Here is a 19,982-nt window from a genome sequence, read left to right on the forward strand (position 1 = left end):
ACAGGACTCATTCCCATGCCGTTTTGGTTCCAATTTCTATTGTCGTTCTTGTCTTTGAGCTAAACTTAATGACATTGGGAGTGCAGCCGATTTTTTCTTTACCGATATTTAAGGTGGTCGGAGTACAATAAGGAGTGGAAGCAAGAATATTGTGTAGAAGACAACAAACGAGGGTGAGCCTGTGAAGCAAATACTGTTGATTGAAGATGAGAAAAATTTGGCGCGCTTCGTTGAACTGGAGCTTCAGCATGCCGGATACGCGGTAACCGTCGCTTATGACGGAAAGAAAGGCCTGGAGCTGGCACTGGGGTCGGCGTGGGATATGGTGCTGCTGGATCTGATGCTGCCGGGGATGAACGGGCTTGCGGTATGCGCTCAAATCCGGGCGGCTGGCAGCACGCCGGTCATTATGATCACGGCAAGAGACGGCCTGCCGGAGAAGATCGCGGGGCTCGACAGCGGAGCGGATGATTACATCCCGAAGCCCTTCGACATCGAAGAGCTGCTGGCCCGGATGCGTTCTCTGCTCCGAAGATCAGGGTCGGTGCAGAGCACCCGTGTGCTGCGCTGCGGAGACCTGGAGCTGGATGTGGACGGCCGAACGGTGACCCGGGGCGGAATGGCTATCGAGGTGACGAAGCGCGAGTTCGAAATTCTGCAGGCGCTGATGGAGAACATGGGGCGAGCCATGACCCGTGAAATGCTGATGGAGACGATCTGGGGCTATGATTCCGAGGTGGAGATCAAGGCGGTCGATGTCTATATTAGCTACATCCGCAATAAAATCGACGAGCCGGGCAAACCCAGCCTCATCCATACGCTGCGCGGCCTTGGCTATGTGATGCGGAAATGAGCCGGGTCCGCAGTGCGCTGGCCCGGATGTCGATTCGCTGGAAGCTGACGCTCTGGGCGGCTGCGCTTATGTGCATCCTGTTTCTGACCTATAACGGGATTCAATATGTGGTGATCAATCACTGGATGTTCGGTCAGGCCCAGTCCGCCGCGCTGAAGAGCGCAGGCGAGATCCGCAGCTATTTCGAGATCGGGAAGGTTACGGAGCAGTCGGCTGAGAGCATGCGGCCCTATGTGGAGAGCCTGAATTCCTATGACCAGCTGATCCGGATTCTGAACAGTGAAGGGACTCCGTTGATTACGGTTGCCGATCATTTGCCGCTCGATTGGGTGGCTCCCGAGAACGCCGTTCACACTTCTGCCTCCACGGTATGGTATGGAGACGATCATCTGCTGGTCGTCCGGAGCCCGATCCGGACCGCCACCTTCACCGGAACGGTGGAAATCGTCAACAATCTGGAGAATTCAGATAAGCTGAGCAGCATGATTCTGGCGGTTATGCTCGCCGGTCTGCTGGGCGCTTTTGTGCTTAGCGGCTTAGGCGGCGTCATCCTGTCCCGCAAGCTGCTGGGGCCGGTCCGGGAACTGACCGACACCATGAACAATATGAAGCGGAAGGGTCTGCAGGAGAGGGTTACCGTTCCGAACGGCGGGGACGAACTCGGCCATCTGGCCGCAGTCTTTAACGAGCTCATGGATCAGCTCGAAGAGGCTTTTCAGGCGCAGCAGCAATTCGTGGCGGATGCTTCCCATGAGCTTCGAACGCCCATTTCGATTATCGAAGGCCATATTTCCCTACTTAACCGCTGGGGGAAGCATGATCCGGCCATCCTGGAAGAATCGCTGCAAGTTTCTGCGCAGGAGCTGTCCAGACTGAAAGGCATTGTGAACGACCTGCTGGAGCTAACCAGGGCAGAGGCGGTAAGGGACCGCAAGGAGATACATGCAACACAGATATCCGAAACGGTGCGCTATACGGTCAAAAATTTCACCCTGCTGCATCCGGATTTCGATTTTGCGCTCGATACCCGGAACGCAGAGTCTGCCAGCGCTAGTATCAAGCCTCAGACGTTGGAGCAGGTTCTGCTGATCCTTATGGACAATGCGGTGAAATACTCGGCAGACCGCAAGGAAATTTCGGTCCAGATGGATATTGTGGGGGATCACGTCGCCGTTTCGGTCATGGACCGGGGAATCGGAATTCCCGGTGAAGACCTGCCACATGTGTTCCGGCGCTTCTACCGCGCCGAGAAGTCGCGCAGCCGCGAGCAAGGCGGCACCGGACTGGGGCTTGCCATCGCGGAGCGTCTGATGAAGGGGCATGGCGGCTCCGTGGAAATCCAGAATCGACCGGGAGGAGGAACGAAAGCGACGCTGCTCTTCCCTCTGAGCGGGAGCTGAACCTGGCATCCCTCCAGGTATTCGAATAGGGAGTGTCTCAGAAGCATTTTGGAATTCCTCATCCCCACTTTGTTATAGAAATCCGGTAATTAAAAAATGACCTCAGCCTCCACTTCAGTGCGGATTTTGAGGTCATTTTTTTGGAGTGTTCCTATGAGAGCACTGTGGAGAAAGCCCATCAGACTGGCAGACGAGAAAGGTCGGGATCAAAGGAAGCGTGCAGGTTACGACCCGGTATGCGCCCCTGTGCTGCCGGTATACTTAAAGACGCTGCCATACTGTCCCCGGTATACCGGCTCGCCGAAGGCTTTTCTCCAGCCTTCGAACAGGCGGGTAGCGGCGCTGCTGCGGACGATAATGTAGTCCGGCTTGTCATAAGCGGCGATGTCCGGCAAAATGTCGGAGAAGCCGTACATGGAGCGTTCAAAAGCGGTCCAGCCGTAAGGGCCGAGAGAGGCTTTGGTGGTGAACGGGTCCTGCCTGCCGTCGCACAGAACGTCGCCTCCCCGGTACATCACATAACCGGATGACCCATAAGGTGCTAGCACCCGGGGGCGTTCGCTTCCTTTCTGCTGCGAAAGAACGTAGTTCATCTCATCGACCGGGTAGCCGTGGACATCGACTTTTGGCGGGTGGATGAAGTTCACCACGCAGTTGGCCAGAAGGCCGGCAGCAAGCGCCCCTTTGATAACGCCCGGAGAGAGGCGGAGATCCACCTTTCGCATCCAAGGAAAAGCCTCGAAGAAAGCGCCGGCGAAATAAGGGATAAAGAGCCACATGAACAAATTCTGCTTGAAGTTGGACACGCCGAGATACAGAACGCCCAGCATGACGAAGAAGCGAAACGGCTTCCGGAACAGCGAGAAGGGCAGCGTCACGGCGAAGAACAACAGCAGAAGCGTCATCGCCGATGTATCCCATTTGCCGAAAGATATCGGCTGCCATTCGTTGATTAGCATATTGTAGCTATTCTGGCTGACCGTCAGGATATAGAGCAGGCTCTTGTAGCCGCCGGGGTTGGCGAGTCCGATCAGCGTTACCGCCGCGAACACGATGATTCGGTTCTTGTTCAGCCTGCCGTCGATCCAGGCTTCGAGAAAAGCCATGCCTGTGAAGACGATAATGACGAGCCATACTCCTGCATGAAAATTCGCGATACCGAGCGACAACAGGATCATGACGGCGGCGCTTCGCTTGCTTGGCATCAGCTGGAATCTGCGCAGGTATACGAAGTACCAGACGATCATCCAGGAGGACACCATCTGGGGTCTGCCCTTGAAATAGTTGTAGTAAATCCAGACCGAGATTAACATTACGAACGGCAGGATTAAAGGATGATCCTCCTTGAAGCCCAGCTCGCGGCGCGACACCTTGGCCAATTGCAGAAGGCCCAGGATCAGCAGAAAGAAGCAGGCTGCGGTCAGCAGATAAAGTCCCGGCCAGCCGAGTGCATTATAGAGAGCGCCCGCGACGATTTGAAATCCGAATTCATGCGGAATGTACGGCAGTTTGTCGCCGTAGAACGTATGTATGGCATGGTGAAGCACAGTCCGGTGTTCCAGCATATATCGGCCAAGCTCGACATGCCAGAATGTATCCGGATCATTGTAGGATGCCCACGGGAACAGAGCCAGCAGGACAACCGCCACCAGTAGGGCGTAAACGGCTTTGATGCTTTTGGTTAGAGATAGACTGCGAATTGGAAATCCCCCCGATTCATTATGCGACATTCGTTTTTCCAGAATAATGTCCTTTATAACTATAACTGATAAAAGCTATAAAATGATAATAATTGACCTGTCTGACGGTGTATGATAGGTTCTAATGAGGATAACCAAATGGAGACCAAATTACTTGGTATTACTACGACGAAGATGAGGCGGGTGGATTGGGTTGGAATTTCATGTAACAAATAGTCCGTTTAGTCAGGAGCAGGCGGAGCTGCTGAACCGTCTTCTTCCGACATTAACCGAAGGCCAGCGGGTATGGCTTAGCGGATACCTGGCTGCGGCAGGCGCTGGCAGCGCTGCTTCCGCTGCTCCGGCAGCCGTTCCTGCGGCCGTTGCCGTGCAGGCGGCTTCCGTGCCGGTGAATATGGCCCCCAAAGATGTGACCGTTCTGTTCGGTTCCCAGACGGATAATGCCAAGGGACTGGCGAAGAAATTTGCGAAGCGGCTCGAAGAGGACGGATTTATCACCACCCTCTCTGCCATGAGCGATTATAAGACCAACAATTTGAAGAAAGCCAGCAACCTGCTCATCCTCGTCAGCACGCATGGTGAAGGTGAACCGCCGGACAATGCGATCGCATTCCACGAGTTTCTGCACAGCAAGCGCGCGCCTGAGCTGCCATCGCTGAACTACTCCGTGCTGGCGCTCGGCGATTTGTCTTACGAATTCTACTGCCAGACAGGCAAGGATTTCGACAAGCGCCTGGAAGAGCTCGGCGCGAACCGGATCGTTCCCCGTCAGGATTGCGATGTTGATTTCGGCGAGCCGGCGGCGGAATGGATGAAGGCTGTGCTGACAGCACTGGGCGAATCCGCGCCGGCTGCCGGAGCCGCTGCGATTGCCGCCGTGTCCGAGCCTGTATCGGGCGAGACGGAATATTCGCGCAGCAATCCGTTCCAGGCCGAGGTTCTGGAGAATCTGAACCTCAACGGCCGCGGCTCGGACCGCGAGACGCGCCATCTCGAGCTGTCGCTGGAAGGCTCGAACCTGAGCTATGAGCCGGGTGACAGCCTCGGTGTCATCCCGGAGAATCATCCGCAGCTGGTGGATGAGCTGATCACGTATATGGGCTGGAATCCGGGAGAAGAGGTGGAAGCGGGCAAGAACGGAGCGCTGCCGCTTCGTGAAGCGCTTCTGCGCTATTACGAGATCACGGTGCTGACGAAGCCGCTTCTGGAGCAGGCTGCCAAGCTTGCGCAGGGCAGCGGACTGAAGGATCTGCTTGCACCGGAACGGCAGCAGGAGCTGCGTTCCTATCTGCAGGAACATGATCTCCTGGACCTGGTTCAGGACCATAGCCTGAAGGGCGCACCGGCGGGCGAGTTCGTCAAGGCGCTCCGCAAGATTCCGGCGCGTCTGTACTCGATCGCGAGCAGTCCGAAGGCATATCCGGACGAAGTGCATCTCACGGTCCGGACCGTCCGCTATGAGAATAGAGGCAGACAGCGCTACGGCGTCTGCTCCGTGCAGCTCGCCGAGCGGACCCAGCCGGGAGACAAGCTTCCGGTGTTCATCCAGAGCAACTCCAACTTCAAGCTTCCGGAAAATCCGGATACGCCGGTGATCATGATCGGACCCGGCACCGGTGTCGCACCGTTCCGCGCCTTCCTGGGCGAACGGGAAGAGACGGAAGCTGCGGGCAAGACATGGCTGTTCTACGGCGACCAGCATTTCTTCACCGACTTCCTGTACCAGGTCGAGTGGCAGCGCTGGCTGGAGAAGGGCGTTCTGACCCGGATGGATGTCGCCTTCTCCCGCGACACCGACAAGAAGGTGTACGTCCAGCACCGCATGCTGGAGCAAGCGCGCGAGCTGTACCAGTGGATTCAAGGAGGCGCCGCCGTCTACGTCTGCGGCGACGAGAAGAGAATGGCGCATGATGTGCACAACGCACTTGCGGCCATACTGGAGCAGGAAGGCGGATTGAGTACGGAAGAAGCTTCCGAATACCTGCTTAACATGCAGCAGCAGAAACGTTATCAGCGGGATGTCTATTAAGCCGCAAGATTATCGCCGAGAGGAGTACAGCAGCAATGGGACTTTACGATAAATATCCGCCGACCGACGCTCCCCACAGCGATGTGGAGGACATCAAGCGGCGAAGCAATTATTTGCGGGGCAGCCTGGAGGAGACGCTGAAGAATCCGATCACGGCTTCGATCCCCGAAGACGATAACCGTCTGATGAAGCATCATGGCAGCTATATGCAGGACGACCGCGATCTTCGCGCCGAGCGTGCGAAGTCCAAGCTTGAGCCATCATACCAGTTCATGCTCCGCGTCCGCGCCGCGGGCGGCATCGTAACGCCGAACCAGTGGCTCATGATGGACCGGATATCGCATAAATACGGCAATGGTACAATCCGCCTGACAACCCGTCAGTCATTCCAGCTGCACGGCGTCATCAAATGGAATCTGAAGAACACAATCAAGGAAGTCAACGATGCTCTGCTGAGCACGCTCGCCGCCTGCGGCGACGTCAACCGGAATGTCATGTGCAATCCGAACCCGAACCAGTCGGAGATTCACTCCGAAGTGTACGAATGGGCGCGCAAGGTAAGCGACCATCTGGACCCGCGGACCCGCGCCTATCACGAGATTTGGCTGGACGAGGAGAAGATCGTGGACAGCCGTGACGCTGAGGAACAGGAGCCGATCTACGGAGCCGTCTATCTGCCCCGCAAGTTCAAGATCGGCATTGCGGTTCCGCCGTCCAATGATGTGGATGTGTTCTCCCAGGACCTCGGCTTCATCGCTATCGTGGAGAACGGCAAGCTTGCCGGCTTCAATGTCGCCGTTGGCGGCGGCATGGGAATGACCCATGGCGATCCGAAGACGTATCCGCAGATTTCCAAGGTTATTGGCTTCATCACGCCGGATCAGTTGATTGACGTGGCCGAGAAGACGGTCACGATTCAGCGCGATTACGGCGACCGCGCCGTGCGCAAGCACGCCCGGTTCAAGTATACACTTGACGACCGCGGTCTGGATTGGTTCAAGGGCGAACTGACCGAACGTCTCGGCTGGGAGCTTCAGGAGGCCCGTCCGTTCCAGTTCGACCACAACGGCGACCGTTACGGCTGGGTCAAAGGCAGCGACGGCAAATGGCATTTCACGCTGTTCATCCAGAACGGACGAATCAAGGACATCGAAGGCTATCCGCTCATGACGGGACTTCGCGAGATCGCGAAGATTCACACCGGCGACTTCCGCCTGACGGCTAATCAGAACCTGATTATCGGCGGTGTCAGCAGCCAGAAGAAGAAGAAAATCGACGCTCTGATCAAGCAGTACGGCCTCACCGACGGCCTGCATTATTCGGCTCTGCGCCGGAACTCCATGGCTTGTGTGTCGCTTCCGACCTGCGGACTGGCCATGGCGGAATCCGAACGCTATCTGCCAAGCCTTATCGATAAGCTGGACGTCATCCTTGACTCCGCCGGCCTGCGTGAGGAAGAAATCGTCATCCGCATGACCGGATGCCCGAACGGCTGCGCCCGGCCTGCATTGGCCGAGCTGTCGTTCATCGGCAAGGCACCGGGCAAGTACAATATGTACCTGGGCGGCAGCTTCAGCGGCAGCCGGCTGAACAAGCTGTACAAGGAGAATATCGGTGAAGCCGAAATCCTTGGCACCCTTGAGCCGATCTTCTCCCGCTATGCGAAGGAACGGGAAGACGGCGAGCATTTCGGCGATTTCGTCGTTCGCACAGGCTATGTGCCGGAAGTGACCGACGGCCGCAGCTTCCACGCCTAAACTGCAAGGGACTAAGGCGGTTCCTGCACAGCGGGGAGTGTACCGCAACCAGACTTGAAGGATTTCCCAAGGGAGATCCTTCTTTTCTATTATTTGATCATTGAAGTTTGATCACTGGAGTTTGATCATTAGATTTTGATGAAGGGTGAGGCTCTATGGACGTTATGATAATTACAGAGCTGAAGGAGAACCATCTGACGCAGCTGATGGAACTGTACCGGCAGTGCTGGTGGGCACAGGACCGGAATCTGGCAGATGTTAAAGTGATGCTCCGCCATTCCCGCCCTTTCGGCCTACTGGATTCTGAGGACAATCTGATCGGCTTCATGCGTGTTCTGACCGATGGCGTCTATAAGGCGCTGCTGCTGGATGTTGTTGTGGACCGGGAGCATAGGGGAATGGGACTTGGAAATATCCTGCTGGAAGCGGTCATGTCTGATCCAGATATGAAAGAAATCAAGCATCTGGAATTGTACTGCACAGAAGAAATGCTGCCTTTTTATGAGCAATGGGGCTTTACAGCAGACCTGGGGAATCTTCATTTGATGAGGAGAACGCAGAGCGCTGGTGTATAATAGGAGAGTAATATATAGGCAGCAAAAGGCAACACGGGAGAGAGGAGATTGTCATGATCGTTGGCGGACAGACTTGCAGCAGAAATGGAATAACCTATGTAATCCGCTCCGCAAGACTGGAAGATGCTTCTGAACTATCAGCGGTCCGGCTGCTAATTGACGGCGAGACACAGAACATGGACAGAGAGCCGGGCGAGGGCTATATCGATGCGGATGGCTTCGCCCAATTGATTCGGACAGATGCAGGCAGCAGCCGGAATTTGTTCCTGGTGGCGGAGACGGAGCAGGGGATCGCGGGCTTCTCCAGAGTACAAGGCAATGAGCTGAAGCGGTTTGCCCACAAAGCGGAATTCGGCGTTGGCATCTTGAAGGCCTATTGGGGATACGGCATCGGCGGACAATTACTGGAGCGTTCTCTTGGGTGGGCCGATAGCGCCGGCATTTTGAAGATGAGCCTGAACGTGCTTGAGAGCAACATCAAGGCGATCGGCTTGTACCGGAAATTCGGATTTGAGACGGAAGCCGTTCTGAAGAAGGACAAGCGTCTATCAGACGGACGGTTCTATAATACGATCATCATGAGCCGGTTCCGCGACAATGGCTTAGAATCTAACACTCTTGAAGGCGGCGGAGAGAAGTTTAACGCCAGTCCTTTGTGATTTCGGGTTTGGAATGCGCCGATATGGGGTAAATAAGAGTAGGTGGGAAGTGGAGTATATCAATTGTCGGCTGGAAAAACATTGAGGCGTGATGTAATTCCGAAAGGTAGTTGATTCATCCATGTACTATCTCAAAGGCAGAAGAAGATCTCGCAGGAGATCGATCCTTCGGCGTTGGATTTCAGGAAAATTACCCTAGCAAGAGGGTATTGGCATAAAACATTCACTTCTCACCTTAACTGATAACGGGACTGCCGGCGAACGGCGGTTCCTTTTTTTATGCCATGACGGTTATGCACACAGATCTACCCGGCAAGATTTCTAAGGGCGAAAGGAACGTTTGTGAAAATTCTCGATATATCGGAAAAGGGAGCGGCCGTCGTCTGTGATTTTTAAAGAGGGGTTGAGCGGAAGCAGCATGGCCGAATACGGCTCCGGAACCCAGATATAGGGATGCACGTAGGAGGTCCGGATGAACCCGCATTTTTCCCAAAAATGAAAACGTTCTTCATGCTCAGGCGTATCTCCGGCTTCCACCTCGATCAAAATGCCTGATACCCGATGCTCCCTGACGGCCCATTTTACGATCATGTTCAGGAACCGTCTGCCGATGCCTTGCCCCCGCAGGTCTGTTCGAACCGCCAAATAGTCGATGATCAGCAGCCTGTCTGTCCCGCCTGCGGCAAGTCCCGTTACCGCTATTCCGAGCGTGTCCTTTCCTAGTACAAGCAGATGCAGGCTCCCGATGCCCCGGTCCAGCATCTGCTTCAAAATCCCCTCAGGCTTGGCGCCGTGCGGGAACGCCTCCCGGTAGACAGGCTCCGCCCGTCTCCACATGTCCTGCTGCCATTCTCCCGTTGTCACCAGCTGAATATCCATCTGTATGCCTCCACAACATTGACCTTATGTACCTCATAAAATATGATCTTAGTATACAAGCATTATGCATAAATCGAATGAGCGATTTCAAGCTAATGCTGATACTGCTATTATTCTACAGATAAGAAAGCGTGGATGGAGGAGAAAGCCCTTGTACAATACTGTAATATTCGATGTGGATGGAACGCTGATCGATACGGAGAAGGCGATTATGAAGGCTCTTCAGATGATGCTGATCACCGATTACGGCCGTGAAATGACCCGGGATGAGCTGATTTTTGTCTTCGGGATTCCGGGATCGGTATCTCTTCCTATGCTGGGAATCAAGGACCCGGAACGCGCTCAGGACAGCTGGAATGAGTGGATTCATAAATATTGGAATTTGGCGAAGATCTTTGACGGGATTGTTCCACTGCTGGAGGGTATCCAGGTCAAGGGCGGGAAGGCAGGAGTCGTCACTTCGAAGAATGCACAGGAGCTTAAGGATGACTTCACTCCGTTCGGACTGACAGGGTACATGGATTGTCTCATCTGTGCCAGCGATACGGAGAAGCATAAGCCGAATCCGGAGCCGCTGTTGAAGTTCATCGAACGGACGGGTGCCGATCCACAGAAATCGATCTATATCGGAGACACCGTCTACGATTACCGCTGCGCTAGAGATGCCGGTGTCGATTTCGGACTGGCGGTATGGGGCTGCACCAACAAGGACGGAATTGAAGCTACCTATGAATTCAAGCGCCCGGAGGATATTTTGGAGCTCGTAGGCGCAGGAGGAGAATAAAATGAGCAAATTCTGGAGCAATACCGCGAGAAGCATTACCCCTTACGTTCCGGGAGAGCAGCCGGGAGCGAAGAAGGTCATCAAGCTCAACACCAACGAGAACCCTTATCCGCCTTCGGACAAGGTGCTGGACGCCATGAGGTCTGCCGTGTCGGACCGCCTGAAGCTCTATCCCGACCCGGAGTGCACGGGTCTTAGAGCGGCGGCTTCCGAAGTGTTCGGCCTGCCTGCCGACCATATTTTTGCCGGGAACGGCTCAGATGAAATTCTGGCCTTCTGCTTCAAGGCATTCTTCAATCCCGAGGAGCCGATTCTCTTCGCGGATATTACATACAGCTTCTACGAAGTATACGCGGGCCTGTTCGACATTCCTTATCGCAAAATCCCGCTTACGGACAGCTTCGATCTGCAGACGGAAGCCTATTTTGAACCGAACGGCGGCATCCTGATCGCCAATCCCAACGCGCCGACAGCGAAATGCACGCCACTTGACGTCATTCGTGAAATTCTTGAACTCAATCCCGACAAGGTCGTCGTTATCGATGAAGCCTATGTCGATTTCGGCGGCGAATCCTCTGTGAAGCTGATCCCGGATTATCCGAATCTGCTCGTTATTCAGACCTTCTCGAAGTCCAGATCACTTGCCGGGCTCCGGCTCGGTCTTGCCTTGGGTCAGCCTGATCTGATCGAAGGCCTGAACCGGATCAAGAACAGCTTCAACTCCTACACCCTGGATGCCGTCGCCCAAGCCGGCGGTGAAGCATCGCTGCGGGACACCGGGGCTTTTGCTGAAAGTGTCGGACGGGTTGTCCGGACACGCGAAGCGTCTGTCAAGCGGTTGAAGGAGCTGGGCTTTGAAGTTCTGGATTCTCGGGCGAATTTCGTCTTCGCCAGCCACTCTTCGGTCCGCGCGTCGGACATCTTCCATGCGCTGCGGGAACGGGACATTATCGTCCGCTATTTTGCCAAGCCACGCATCGACAATTACCTGCGGATCAGCATCGGCACGGATGATGAAATGGAGGCGCTCTGTGGAGCGCTGGAAGTGATTTTGGGCTGAATGGATCGTTGCCGTAATGATCATTGCCGTAAAGTTTATATCTGATGCCTCGCGGGGCAGCCGGTCTTCAGGATGCGGCTGTCCCGCTTTCTTTTTTCACAAGTAGGCTCAAGGTAGGGACCCTATATCTCTAAATCCCCGGGTACATCCCGCCCGTCTGGGAAGGGATAGAAGAGACGCCGGGAGCATATCCGCTCATCCCATAGCCGCCCGGACATCCGTATGGTTGAACAGCGGCTGGCATGACAGCGCCGGCGGGAGCGGCGTAAGGGAAGGGAGTCGGGATTGGCTGCACGGACTGCTGCGCATGCATGGGAGGCGGACAGCCTTCCACGCAGCCCTTCGGCGGACCGATGATGACGGTATCCTTGATCGGAGCCAGTGCCGCCCTGATCTGTTCTTCATTGAGACAGTAAGTATGGGACAGAACCTCTGCCGGGGTTAACCGAAGAATATCGGAGCCGGTGATTAATTCCGGAATCGGAGCGTCAAAGATGGCGATCAGATGCGTGTTGTCGGTGGTCGCGATTTCGTAATGCCACCATCCCTGCGGAATGCAGGCCACCTGGCAGGGTGCGACGGTGCAGTTGATCAGCTTCTTGGTGAACGGATTGATGAGCGAAACGACGGCGCAGCCGGAGACACAGTAGACGAGCTCGGTTGCATTTTGGTGAATATGAGGCTCGACGACATTTTGCTTGCTTAAGAAAATATCCAGCATCGACGCGTTGCCAAGGGTGTTCAGCTCATTGACGGAGAGCGAATTGATAAAATTCCGTTCGTCCTTGATGAAGAACGGGTTTTGGCGCAAATCGTAGAAAAAACGCACGTCCGGGGATGTGAAATCCATGTATGAATTCATAGGAAGCCTGCCTTTCGGTTGTAGACTTTGAATCGCTGGGAGCATCATATGCAGCGGTCTGGGCAGATGTACCAATCACAGCGGTTATATTGCAGACGGCTCTGTCATAAGTTGAGAATATACAAGTGAAAGCGGCCGAGTTGGGGGCGGTTAACCGGGAGATTAAGCCCGGAAGCCGCCTTTTTCTCTGACAAATAACCGGGGACCTAATGATAGGAGAGGAGGCCATGACAGGTGATACAGCTTGATGGCGACAGCCTGACCCTGGAGCAACTGGAAGCCGTTGTCCGGACCGGCGAACGGGCGGCCGCAGCTCCGGAAGCGATTGAGAGGGTCGTCCGTTCGAGGAGGGTTATCGAGGCAAAAGTCAAAGCCGGTACGAGAGTATACGGGGTCACGACGGGATTCGGCAAGTTCAGCGACACGCTGATCCCGCCGGAGGCTGCGCGCAGGCTTCAGCTTCATCTGCTTCGCAGCCATGCCTGTGCCGTAGGAAGGCCGCTTCCGCCTTCCACGGTGAAGGCGATGCTGCTGCTCCGGGCCAACGCGCTGGCGAAGGGCTGCTCGGGAATCACAGCCGGAACGCTCAATCTGCTCCTGGATATTCTGAACCGGGGAATTGTGCCGGTGGTCCCTTCCCAGGGCTCGTTGGGAGCCAGCGGCGATCTTGCGCCGCTGGCTCATCTGGCGCTGGTCCTCGTCGGTGAGGGGGAGGCCTGGTATGGCGATCAGCGGCTGCCGGGCGGTGAAGCTCTGCGGCGGGCGGGGCTTAAGCCGGCCGTGCTGGAGGCCAAGGAGGGGCTGGCCCTCATCAACGGCACCCAGGCCATGACGGCCATTGGCTCGCTGGCCTGTCTGGCTGCCGAGTCGCTCGCGGGACTCGCGGACGGTATTGCGGCGCTGTCCTTTGAAGCGCTGCGGGGAATTCCGGCGGCCTTCACGCCGGATTCCCATCTGGCGAGGCCGTATCCGGAACAGCGCCTGGTGGCCGCAAGACTGCTGGCGCTGCTCCGCGGAAGCTCGCTTACGACGGCCCCGGGAGAGCTTCGGACACAGGACGCGTATTCGCTGCGGTGCATCCCGCAGGTTCATGGCGCCGTGCGTCAGGTGCTCGGCTATGTGAAAGAGAAGCTGCTGATCGAGATCAATTCCGCCACCGACAACCCGCTCGTGTTCCCCGACACGGGAGACATCGTCTCGGGCGGCAATTTTCACGGCCAGCCGATCGCCTTTGCCATGGACTTCCTGGGGATCGGCATGGCGGAGCTGGCCGGCATTTCGGAGCGGCGGACCGAGCGGCTGGTCAATCCGCTGCTGAATGATCTGCCGGCATTCCTGAGTCCGGACCCCGGGACGCAGTCCGGCTTGATGATTCTTCAATACACGGCGGCTTCGCTCGTGTCCGAGAACAAGACGCTCGCCCACCCGGCAAGCGTGGATTCCATACCGTCCTCCGGCAATCAGGAGGACCATGTGAGCATGGGGACGACAGCCGCCCGCCATGCGGCGCAGATTGTCGGCAACGCCTATAAGGTTCTGGCGATCGAAGCTATCTGCGCAGCGCAGGCGGCTGAAATTCGCGGTGCGGATAAGCTCGCACCGGCAACCCGCCGCCTGTTGACGGCGATCCGGGCCGTAGTACCGCCGCTTACGGAAGACCGGGCGATGAGCGGCGATATCGAACGGCTCGCCAGAGCCATGAAGTCCAGCGGCTGGGCCGCCGAGAGCGGCGTTGGCAAGAGCCAAATCCCGCCAACGAAAGGAGTGTAGGAGGATGGCGGAACAGAAGCGGGTGATCCGCGCTCCGAGGGGCAGCGCGCTGTGTACGAAGGGCTGGATACAGGAAGCTGCGCTGCGCATGCTGATGAATAATCTGGACCCGGAGGTTGCCGAGCGTCCGGATGAGCTTATTGTGTACGGAGGGACCGGACGCGCTGCGCGGAACTGGGAAGCGTATGACCGGATCATCTCGGCGCTCAAGGAGCTGGAGGACGACGAAACGCTGTTGATCCAGTCGGGCAAGCCGGTTGCTGTATTCCGCACGACCCGGGATGCGCCGAGGGTACTGCTGGCCAACTCCAATCTCGTTCCGGCCTGGGCGAACTGGGAGACCTTCCATGAGCTGGACCGCAAAGGTCTGATGATGTACGGCCAGATGACAGCCGGCAGCTGGATATACATTGGTACGCAGGGAATCCTCCAGGGAACCTTCGAGACGTTCGCAGAGGCTGCGCGGCGGCATTGTGATGGCTCCCTGAAAGGGCGCCTGGTTGTCACCGCCGGGATGGGAGGCATGGGAGGCGCCCAGCCACTCGCGGTAACGATGAACGGAGGCGTGGTGATCGCTGTCGATGTCGACCCGGACCGGATTCGGAAGCGGATTGCCACCGGGTATTGCGAGGTTTTCGCATCCGGTCTGGACGATGCATTGAAGCTCGCCGTTGAGGCCAAAAAGGAAGGCCGGCCGCTCTCGATCGCTCTGGAGGGCAACGCTGCCGATGTGCTGCCGGAAATGATCCGGCGCGGCTGTATTCCCGACCTGGTGACCGATCAGACGTCGGCTCATGACCCGCTGAACGGTTATGTGCCCGCAGGGATGACGCTTGCAGAGGCGATCACACTGAGAAGCCGCGATCCCGGTGAATATGTCAGACTGTCCAAAGCGACCATGGCCTTGCATATGCAGGCGATTCTGGATATGAAGGGTCTTGGTTCGATCGCCTTTGACTACGGCAATAATCTGCGTCAGCACGCGCTTGAAGCCGGCGTCAAGGATGCTTTTTCCGTTCCCGGCTTTGTTCCGGAGTACATCCGGCCCCAGTTCTGCGAAGGTAAGGGTCCGTTCAGATGGGCTGCTCTTTCCGGCGATCCGGAAGACATCCGGCGGACGGATGAGGCAATTCTCCGCGAGTTCGGAGATAACGAACGGCTGTGCCGGTGGATACGGCTTGCGGGAGAGAAAGTACATTTTCAGGGGCTGCCTTCACGTATTTGCTGGCTCGGGTACGGCGAACGGGCCAGGTTCGGCCAGATTATCAACAAGATGGTCGCTGCGGGCGAGCTGAAGGCTCCGATTGTGATCGGGCGAGATCATCTGGACGCCGGATCGGTGGCGTCGCCCAACCGGGAGACGGAGAATATGCGGGACGGCAGCGACGCAGTGGCGGATTGGCCGATCCTGAACGCGCTGCTTAATACGGCAGCCGGAGCAAGCTGGGTATCGCTGCATCATGGAGGCGGCGTTGGCATGGGGTACTCCATCCATGCAGGGATGGTCGTTGTGGCGGATGGAACCGAGGAAGCGGCAGAGCGTCTCCTGCGCGTGCTGACGACCGATCCGGGCATGGGCGTGGTCCGGCATGCCGACGCCGGGTATGAAGAGGCTGTGCGGACGGCAGCCGAGAAAGGGCTGAAGATTCCGGGGCTTACTTCATAAAAGAGAGGAAGGAGGAAGCAATATGGCGAAGCTGACCTATATCAAGCAGGCCTCCCAGCTGCTCTGCATGGACGGCGGCCGCGGCCCCAGAAAGGGCAGGGAGCTGTCGCGGCTTGGCGTTATCGCAGACGGGAGTGTCATTATTGAGAACGGGGTTATTGTCTTCTGCGGCTCCGACACGCTGGCGGAGCTGTTCATGAGTTCGTTCTCGAAGGAGGCTCTGGAGAAGGTGGAGGTCATCGACGCCCGCGGCATGGTTGCCGCGCCCGGGCTGATTGATCCCCACACGCATGCCGTCTATGCGGGAAGCCGGGAGAACGAGCTCGAAATGAGGCTGCATGGTGCCAAATATCTCGATATTCTGAAGCAGGGCGGAGGGATTCTAAGCACGGCGCGGCAGACGAGAGAGGCTTCCGCAGATGCTCTGGTCTTGGAAGCCAAGTCGCGTCTTGACCGTTTCCTGCTGCACGGCGTGACCACGGTCGAGGTGAAAAGCGGCTATGGCCTGACTGTGCAAGATGAGCTTAAGCAGCTCCAGGTCATCCGGAGTCTTGACCGTATTCATCCGGTCGATGTAATTCCTACCTTCATGGGCGCACATGCCATTCCTGCGGAATATGCGGGACGTCCAGATGACTACGTAAGGCTGGTCATCGAGGAAATGCTGCCGGCGGTCGCTGAAGGAGGGCTGGCTGAATTCTGCGACGTATTCTGCGAACAAGGGGTATTCAGCATCTCACAGACCGCCCGAATCCTGGAAGCCGCCGCAGCCCTTGGCCTTAAGCTGAAGCTTCATGCCGATGAGATAGCGGGTGGCTTCGGCGGAGCGGAGCTGGCCGCGTCGCTGCGGGCCGTGTCGGCCGATCACCTGCTTAAGGTGTCGCAGACGGGGATCGACGCTCTATCCCATAGCGGAACAGTTGCCGTTCTGCTGCCCGGTACGGCCTTCTTCCTGATGGAGCCGCCCGCTCCAGCCAGGGCGCTGATCGAAGCGGGCGTCCCGGTTGCGCTGGCGACCGACTGCAACCCGGGAACTTCCCCGACCTGCTCGCTGCCATTCGTTATGAATACCGCCTGCCTTACGATGGGAATGACGCCTGCGGAGGTGCTGACGGCGTGTACAATCAATGCGGCATATGCCGTCGGAAGAGCCTCTTCCGTCGGGAGTCTCGAAGCTGGGAAGAAGGGAGATGTCGTCCTGTTCCAGGCGGATAATTTCAAGCAGCTCCAATATTATTACGGCATGAATCTCGTGGATACCGTGATCAAGAACGGGGAGGTTGTGGTTAGGGGAGGAATACTCGTTGGATAACGGCAAACTGCGTCTTAACGGTTCGCGGCTCGAGTCCTCGATCCGCGAGCTTGGAGATATCGGACTGCATGCAGGCGGAGGACTACACCGTACTGCGTTCTCCTCAGCCGATCTGGAGGGAAGAGATTGGCTGAAGGCCGTTCTTCATGCCGAGGGCATCGAGACCCGGAGTGATGAGGCGGCCAATATTTGGGGCAGCATGCCGGGGAGCGCTCCGGATCTTCCTCCGCTAGTCTGCGGCTCCCATCTGGATACGGTTCCGAATGGCGGCAGGTATGACGGCGCTCTCGGCGTGCTGCTGGCGCTGGAGGTGCTGCGAACGCTGAAGGATGCCGGGTATAAGAACCGGCATCCCTTTGAGCTGGTCTCTTTCAGTGCGGAGGAGCCGAATTCCTTCGGCTTCTCGACGTTCGGCAGCAGGGTAGCTTCCGGCAAGCTGACTTCCCGCCATATCCGGGATGTTCGTAACGATGAAGGCAGGCTGCTGAGCGATGCGCTTAAATCTGCGGGAGGCGATCCCGGGAATCTGGAGCGGGCGGCGATCCCGCCGGGCGGGCTGGCCGCCTATCTGGAGGTGCATATCGAACAGGGCAAGCGGCTGCTCCGGCAGGGTATTCCGCTCGGGATTGTCAGCTCGATCACCGGCATCCACCGGGAGCAAATACGCTTTACAGGCGAGGCCAACCATGCCGGCACAACGCTGATGGGAGACCGTCATGACGCGCTGGCGGCGGCAGCCGAAGTTATTCTGGCCGCCGAGAGGATTTGCCGTCATGCCCCCGCTCCCGAAGTAGTCGGAACCGTAGGCATGATTGGCGTTGCGCCCGGAGCCCCCAATATTATACCGGGAGAAGCGATGATTACCGCGGAGTTCCGGGCCGCGACGGAAGCCCAGATGGAGCATCTCCTGGAAGCGTGGGATGAGGCGCTCATAGGCGTCTCCGAGGCGCGGAAGGTGAAGATTAACCGAACGCTGATATTGAGCCAGTCTCCCGTGCCAATGGACCGGGGGATTATGATCATCTCCGAACGGCAGGCGGAACGGCTGCAGATTCCGGTGATGACTCTGGGCAGCATGGCGGGGCATGACGCCGCACATATGGCTTCCGTCACCCGCAGCGGAATGCTGTTCGTTCCCAGCATAGACGGCAAAAGCCACTGCCCCGAAGAGGAAAGTCGCATGGCGGATATTTTATGCGCCGGGAATGTGCTGCTGCATACGCTGCTTGCACTGGACCAGTCTTCGAATGGAAGGGATGAAGCCCATTAAGGCGCTGTATAAGGCGGATCTTGTCTACAGCGGAGGGCAATTTCAGCCGGATTGGGCTGTCTGCGCGGAAGATGGCTTCATAGTTGAAGCCGGCGAGCAGCTTTTGCTTGAGGCCAAATTCCCGGATGCGGCGGTCTATAATTGGAACGGAAAAGCCCTCCTTCCGGGAACGGTCAATGCCCATAATCATTCCTTTCAAAGTCTGCTGCGCGGCATCGCTGTGGACCGTCCCTTCCTGGAGTGGAGAGACCGTGCACTATACAGGTATACGCCTTTTCTCGACGAAGAAGCGATTTACACCGGCGCCCTGTTCGCGTTTGCCGAAATGCTGAAATACGGAGTCACGACGGTCTGCGATTTCTTCTATGTCCATAACGGAGGGACAGCCTGCGATGAAGCCGTTATCCGCGCGGCGCAGGCTCTCGGAATCCGGCTTGTGCTGGCGCGCACGTTATACGACTGGAACGGCGCACCCGCCGCATACCGGGAGACGGTGGAGGAGGCGGTCTCCCGAACCCGTTACCTCGCCGCCAAATATCAGGGGAACGGGAAGGTAACGATTCATCCCGCACCCCACAGCCCCCATGCGGCGTCGCCGGAGATGATCAAGGCCGGTTCCAGGCTTGCGGAGGAGCTGGATACTCCGTTTCACATCCATGTAGCTGAGGAAACCTTCGAAGTGGAAGAGACGCTGGCGAAGTACGGCATTAGAACCGTCCCTTATCTGGACCGGCTCGGCGTCGCCTTCGATCGGATGATCGCGGTCCATCTCGTCTGGCTTGAGCCCGAAGAAATCGCGCTGCTCGGGGCCAAGGGAGCGGGACTCGCTTATTGTCCTTCGAGCAATATGTTTCTCGCAGACGGTGTCACGAATATCCCGGACCTTCTGAAAGCGGGCGTAACCGTCTCGTTGGGGACTGATGGAGCGTGCAGCAATAACCGGATCAGCGTATTCGAGGAGATGCGAATGTGCTCGCTGCTGCAGAAGGTGAACCGGCTTGATGGAACCTGCATCCAGGCGGAGCAGGTGTTTCATATGGGAACGAGAGCCGGAGGCGAGCTGCTGCGACTGCCGGTCGGCGATATGGCGCCGGGAATGGCGGCCGACTTCGTCTCGGTCGATCTCGGGGATCTGTCGCTTCTTCCCGGTGGTGATCTTCTGCCTCATGTCGTCTACTCCATGCAGCCAACGGCGATCCGGGATGTTGTAATTGGCGGCAGAACGATTGTTCAAGAAGGCAGGCTTCAGACCGTGAGGGAAGCCGAAATCGCCCGCAAAGTGAACGAACTGTGCAGGGATTTGAGCCGCAAGGCTTCCTCGGGTTGAGCCTGATTCCGATTCGTTTGGGATTTTGCTAACAAGCGATCCTATTAGACTTATTGGCAGGAAAGGCACAATCAGCCAT

The 19,982-nt window shown here is 57.1% G+C and carries 16 protein-coding genes; 13 read left to right on the forward strand and 3 right to left on the reverse strand.

The window, feature by feature from the left end; genetic code table 11:
* Nucleotides 1-181 precede the first annotated feature (181 nt).
* Complete coding sequence (locus tag KIH86_RS05830) at nucleotides 182-853, forward strand: response regulator transcription factor (RefSeq protein WP_223081725.1); 672 nt, start codon at nucleotides 182-184, stop codon at nucleotides 851-853.
* On the forward strand, nucleotides 850-2,253 hold the full coding sequence (locus KIH86_RS05835) for a HAMP domain-containing sensor histidine kinase (protein WP_223081727.1): 1,404 nt from the start codon (nucleotides 850-852) through the stop codon (nucleotides 2,251-2,253). The genes KIH86_RS05830 and KIH86_RS05835 overlap by 4 nt, the downstream gene beginning before the upstream one ends.
* A gap of 224 nt (nucleotides 2,254-2,477) precedes the next feature.
* Here the strand turns inward: KIH86_RS05835 and KIH86_RS05840 are convergent, their stop codons facing one another.
* A complete protein-coding gene (locus tag KIH86_RS05840) occupies nucleotides 2,478-3,983 on the reverse strand; it encodes a hypothetical protein (protein WP_223081730.1) in 1,506 nt (501 codons plus the stop codon).
* Nucleotides 3,984-4,146: 163 nt separating this feature from the next.
* On the opposite strand from KIH86_RS05840, the gene KIH86_RS05845 reads away from it, so the two are divergent.
* From KIH86_RS05845 to KIH86_RS05860, 4 genes are all read left to right on the forward strand, one after another.
* A complete protein-coding gene (locus KIH86_RS05845; RefSeq protein ID WP_223081732.1) occupies nucleotides 4,147-5,982 on the forward strand; it encodes an assimilatory sulfite reductase (NADPH) flavoprotein subunit in 1,836 nt (611 codons plus the stop codon).
* A gap of 35 nt (nucleotides 5,983-6,017) precedes the next feature.
* Nucleotides 6,018-7,739, forward strand: a complete 1,722-nt coding sequence (gene cysI, locus KIH86_RS05850; protein WP_223081734.1) for an assimilatory sulfite reductase (NADPH) hemoprotein subunit — start codon at nucleotides 6,018-6,020, stop codon at nucleotides 7,737-7,739.
* A gap of 155 nt (nucleotides 7,740-7,894) precedes the next feature.
* A complete protein-coding gene (locus KIH86_RS05855; RefSeq protein ID WP_223081738.1) occupies nucleotides 7,895-8,314 on the forward strand; it encodes a GNAT family N-acetyltransferase in 420 nt (139 codons plus the stop codon).
* A gap of 53 nt (nucleotides 8,315-8,367) precedes the next feature.
* On the forward strand, nucleotides 8,368-8,973 hold the full coding sequence (locus KIH86_RS05860) for a GNAT family N-acetyltransferase (RefSeq protein WP_223081741.1): 606 nt from the start codon (nucleotides 8,368-8,370) through the stop codon (nucleotides 8,971-8,973).
* A 321-nt stretch (nucleotides 8,974-9,294) separates the two neighbouring features.
* On the opposite strand, the gene KIH86_RS05865 is transcribed toward KIH86_RS05860, so the two are convergent.
* Nucleotides 9,295-9,852 carry a GNAT family N-acetyltransferase gene (locus KIH86_RS05865; protein WP_223081745.1) on the reverse strand — a complete coding sequence of 186 codons (558 nt, stop codon included), beginning with the start codon at nucleotides 9,850-9,852 and terminating at the stop codon, nucleotides 9,295-9,297.
* A gap of 151 nt (nucleotides 9,853-10,003) precedes the next feature.
* Between KIH86_RS05865 and KIH86_RS05870 the strand changes: the two genes are divergently transcribed.
* The gene (locus KIH86_RS05870) at nucleotides 10,004-10,636 is read left to right on the forward strand and encodes an HAD family hydrolase (protein WP_223081748.1); all 633 of its coding nucleotides are present in this window, start codon (nucleotides 10,004-10,006) and stop codon (nucleotides 10,634-10,636) included.
* Between the two features lies 1 nt (nucleotide 10,637).
* On the forward strand, nucleotides 10,638-11,696 hold the full coding sequence (hisC, locus tag KIH86_RS05875) for a histidinol-phosphate transaminase (RefSeq protein WP_223081751.1): 1,059 nt from the start codon (nucleotides 10,638-10,640) through the stop codon (nucleotides 11,694-11,696).
* 130 nt (nucleotides 11,697-11,826) lie between these two features.
* Here hisC and KIH86_RS05880 read toward each other — a convergent pair whose 3' ends face one another.
* Nucleotides 11,827-12,546 (reverse strand): cupin domain-containing protein, encoded by a 720-nt coding sequence (locus tag KIH86_RS05880; RefSeq protein ID WP_235775283.1) that lies wholly within the window; start codon nucleotides 12,544-12,546, stop codon nucleotides 11,827-11,829.
* A 246-nt stretch (nucleotides 12,547-12,792) separates the two neighbouring features.
* Here KIH86_RS05880 and hutH point away from each other — a divergent pair, with 246 nt between their 5' ends.
* Genes hutH through KIH86_RS05905 form a run of 5 tightly spaced genes read left to right on the forward strand, consistent with a single transcriptional unit; the run spans nucleotide 12,793 to nucleotide 19,903 of the window.
* On the forward strand, nucleotides 12,793-14,328 hold the full coding sequence (gene hutH, locus KIH86_RS05885; protein WP_223081755.1) for a histidine ammonia-lyase: 1,536 nt from the start codon (nucleotides 12,793-12,795) through the stop codon (nucleotides 14,326-14,328).
* A 4-nt stretch (nucleotides 14,329-14,332) separates the two neighbouring features.
* Entirely contained in the window at nucleotides 14,333-15,994 is a 1,662-nt protein-coding gene (gene hutU / locus KIH86_RS05890; RefSeq protein ID WP_223081758.1) for a urocanate hydratase, read from the forward strand.
* Nucleotides 15,995-16,016: 22 nt separating this feature from the next.
* Complete coding sequence (hutI, locus tag KIH86_RS05895; protein ID WP_223081760.1) at nucleotides 16,017-17,306, forward strand: imidazolonepropionase; 1,290 nt, start codon at nucleotides 16,017-16,019, stop codon at nucleotides 17,304-17,306.
* Nucleotides 17,299-18,576, forward strand: coding sequence for a Zn-dependent hydrolase (locus tag KIH86_RS05900; protein WP_223081762.1), 1,278 nt, complete (start codon nucleotides 17,299-17,301; stop codon nucleotides 18,574-18,576). Before hutI ends, KIH86_RS05900 begins: the two co-directional genes overlap by 8 nt.
* Entirely contained in the window at nucleotides 18,554-19,903 is a 1,350-nt protein-coding gene (locus tag KIH86_RS05905) for an amidohydrolase family protein (RefSeq protein WP_407672242.1), read from the forward strand. The genes KIH86_RS05900 and KIH86_RS05905 overlap by 23 nt, the downstream gene beginning before the upstream one ends.
* Nucleotides 19,904-19,982 lie beyond the last annotated feature (79 nt).

The organism is Paenibacillus sinensis (assembly GCF_019904155.1).
GTDB lineage: Bacteria > Bacillota > Bacilli > Paenibacillales > Paenibacillaceae > Paenibacillus_AQ > Paenibacillus_AQ sinensis.

Coding starts and splice junctions, on each gene's coding strand:
- KIH86_RS05835 (WP_223081727.1), top strand. CDS start 850: ATGAGCCGGGTCCGCAGTGCGCTGGCCCGGATGTCGATTCGCTGGAAG.
- KIH86_RS05840 (WP_223081730.1), bottom strand. CDS start 3,983: ATGTCGCATAATGAATCGGGGGGATTTCCAATTCGCAGTCTATCTCTA.
- cysI (WP_223081734.1), top strand. CDS start 6,018: ATGGGACTTTACGATAAATATCCGCCGACCGACGCTCCCCACAGCGAT.
- KIH86_RS05855 (WP_223081738.1), top strand. CDS start 7,895: ATGGACGTTATGATAATTACAGAGCTGAAGGAGAACCATCTGACGCAG.
- KIH86_RS05860 (WP_223081741.1), top strand. CDS start 8,368: ATGATCGTTGGCGGACAGACTTGCAGCAGAAATGGAATAACCTATGTA.
- KIH86_RS05865 (WP_223081745.1), bottom strand. CDS start 9,852: ATGGATATTCAGCTGGTGACAACGGGAGAATGGCAGCAGGACATGTGG.
- hisC (WP_223081751.1), top strand. CDS start 10,638: ATGAGCAAATTCTGGAGCAATACCGCGAGAAGCATTACCCCTTACGTT.
- KIH86_RS05880 (WP_235775283.1), bottom strand. CDS start 12,546: ATGGATTTCACATCCCCGGACGTGCGTTTTTTCTACGATTTGCGCCAA.
- hutU (WP_223081758.1), top strand. CDS start 14,333: ATGGCGGAACAGAAGCGGGTGATCCGCGCTCCGAGGGGCAGCGCGCTG.
- hutI (WP_223081760.1), top strand. CDS start 16,017: ATGGCGAAGCTGACCTATATCAAGCAGGCCTCCCAGCTGCTCTGCATG.
- KIH86_RS05905 (WP_407672242.1), top strand. CDS start 18,554: ATGGAAGGGATGAAGCCCATTAAGGCGCTGTATAAGGCGGATCTTGTC.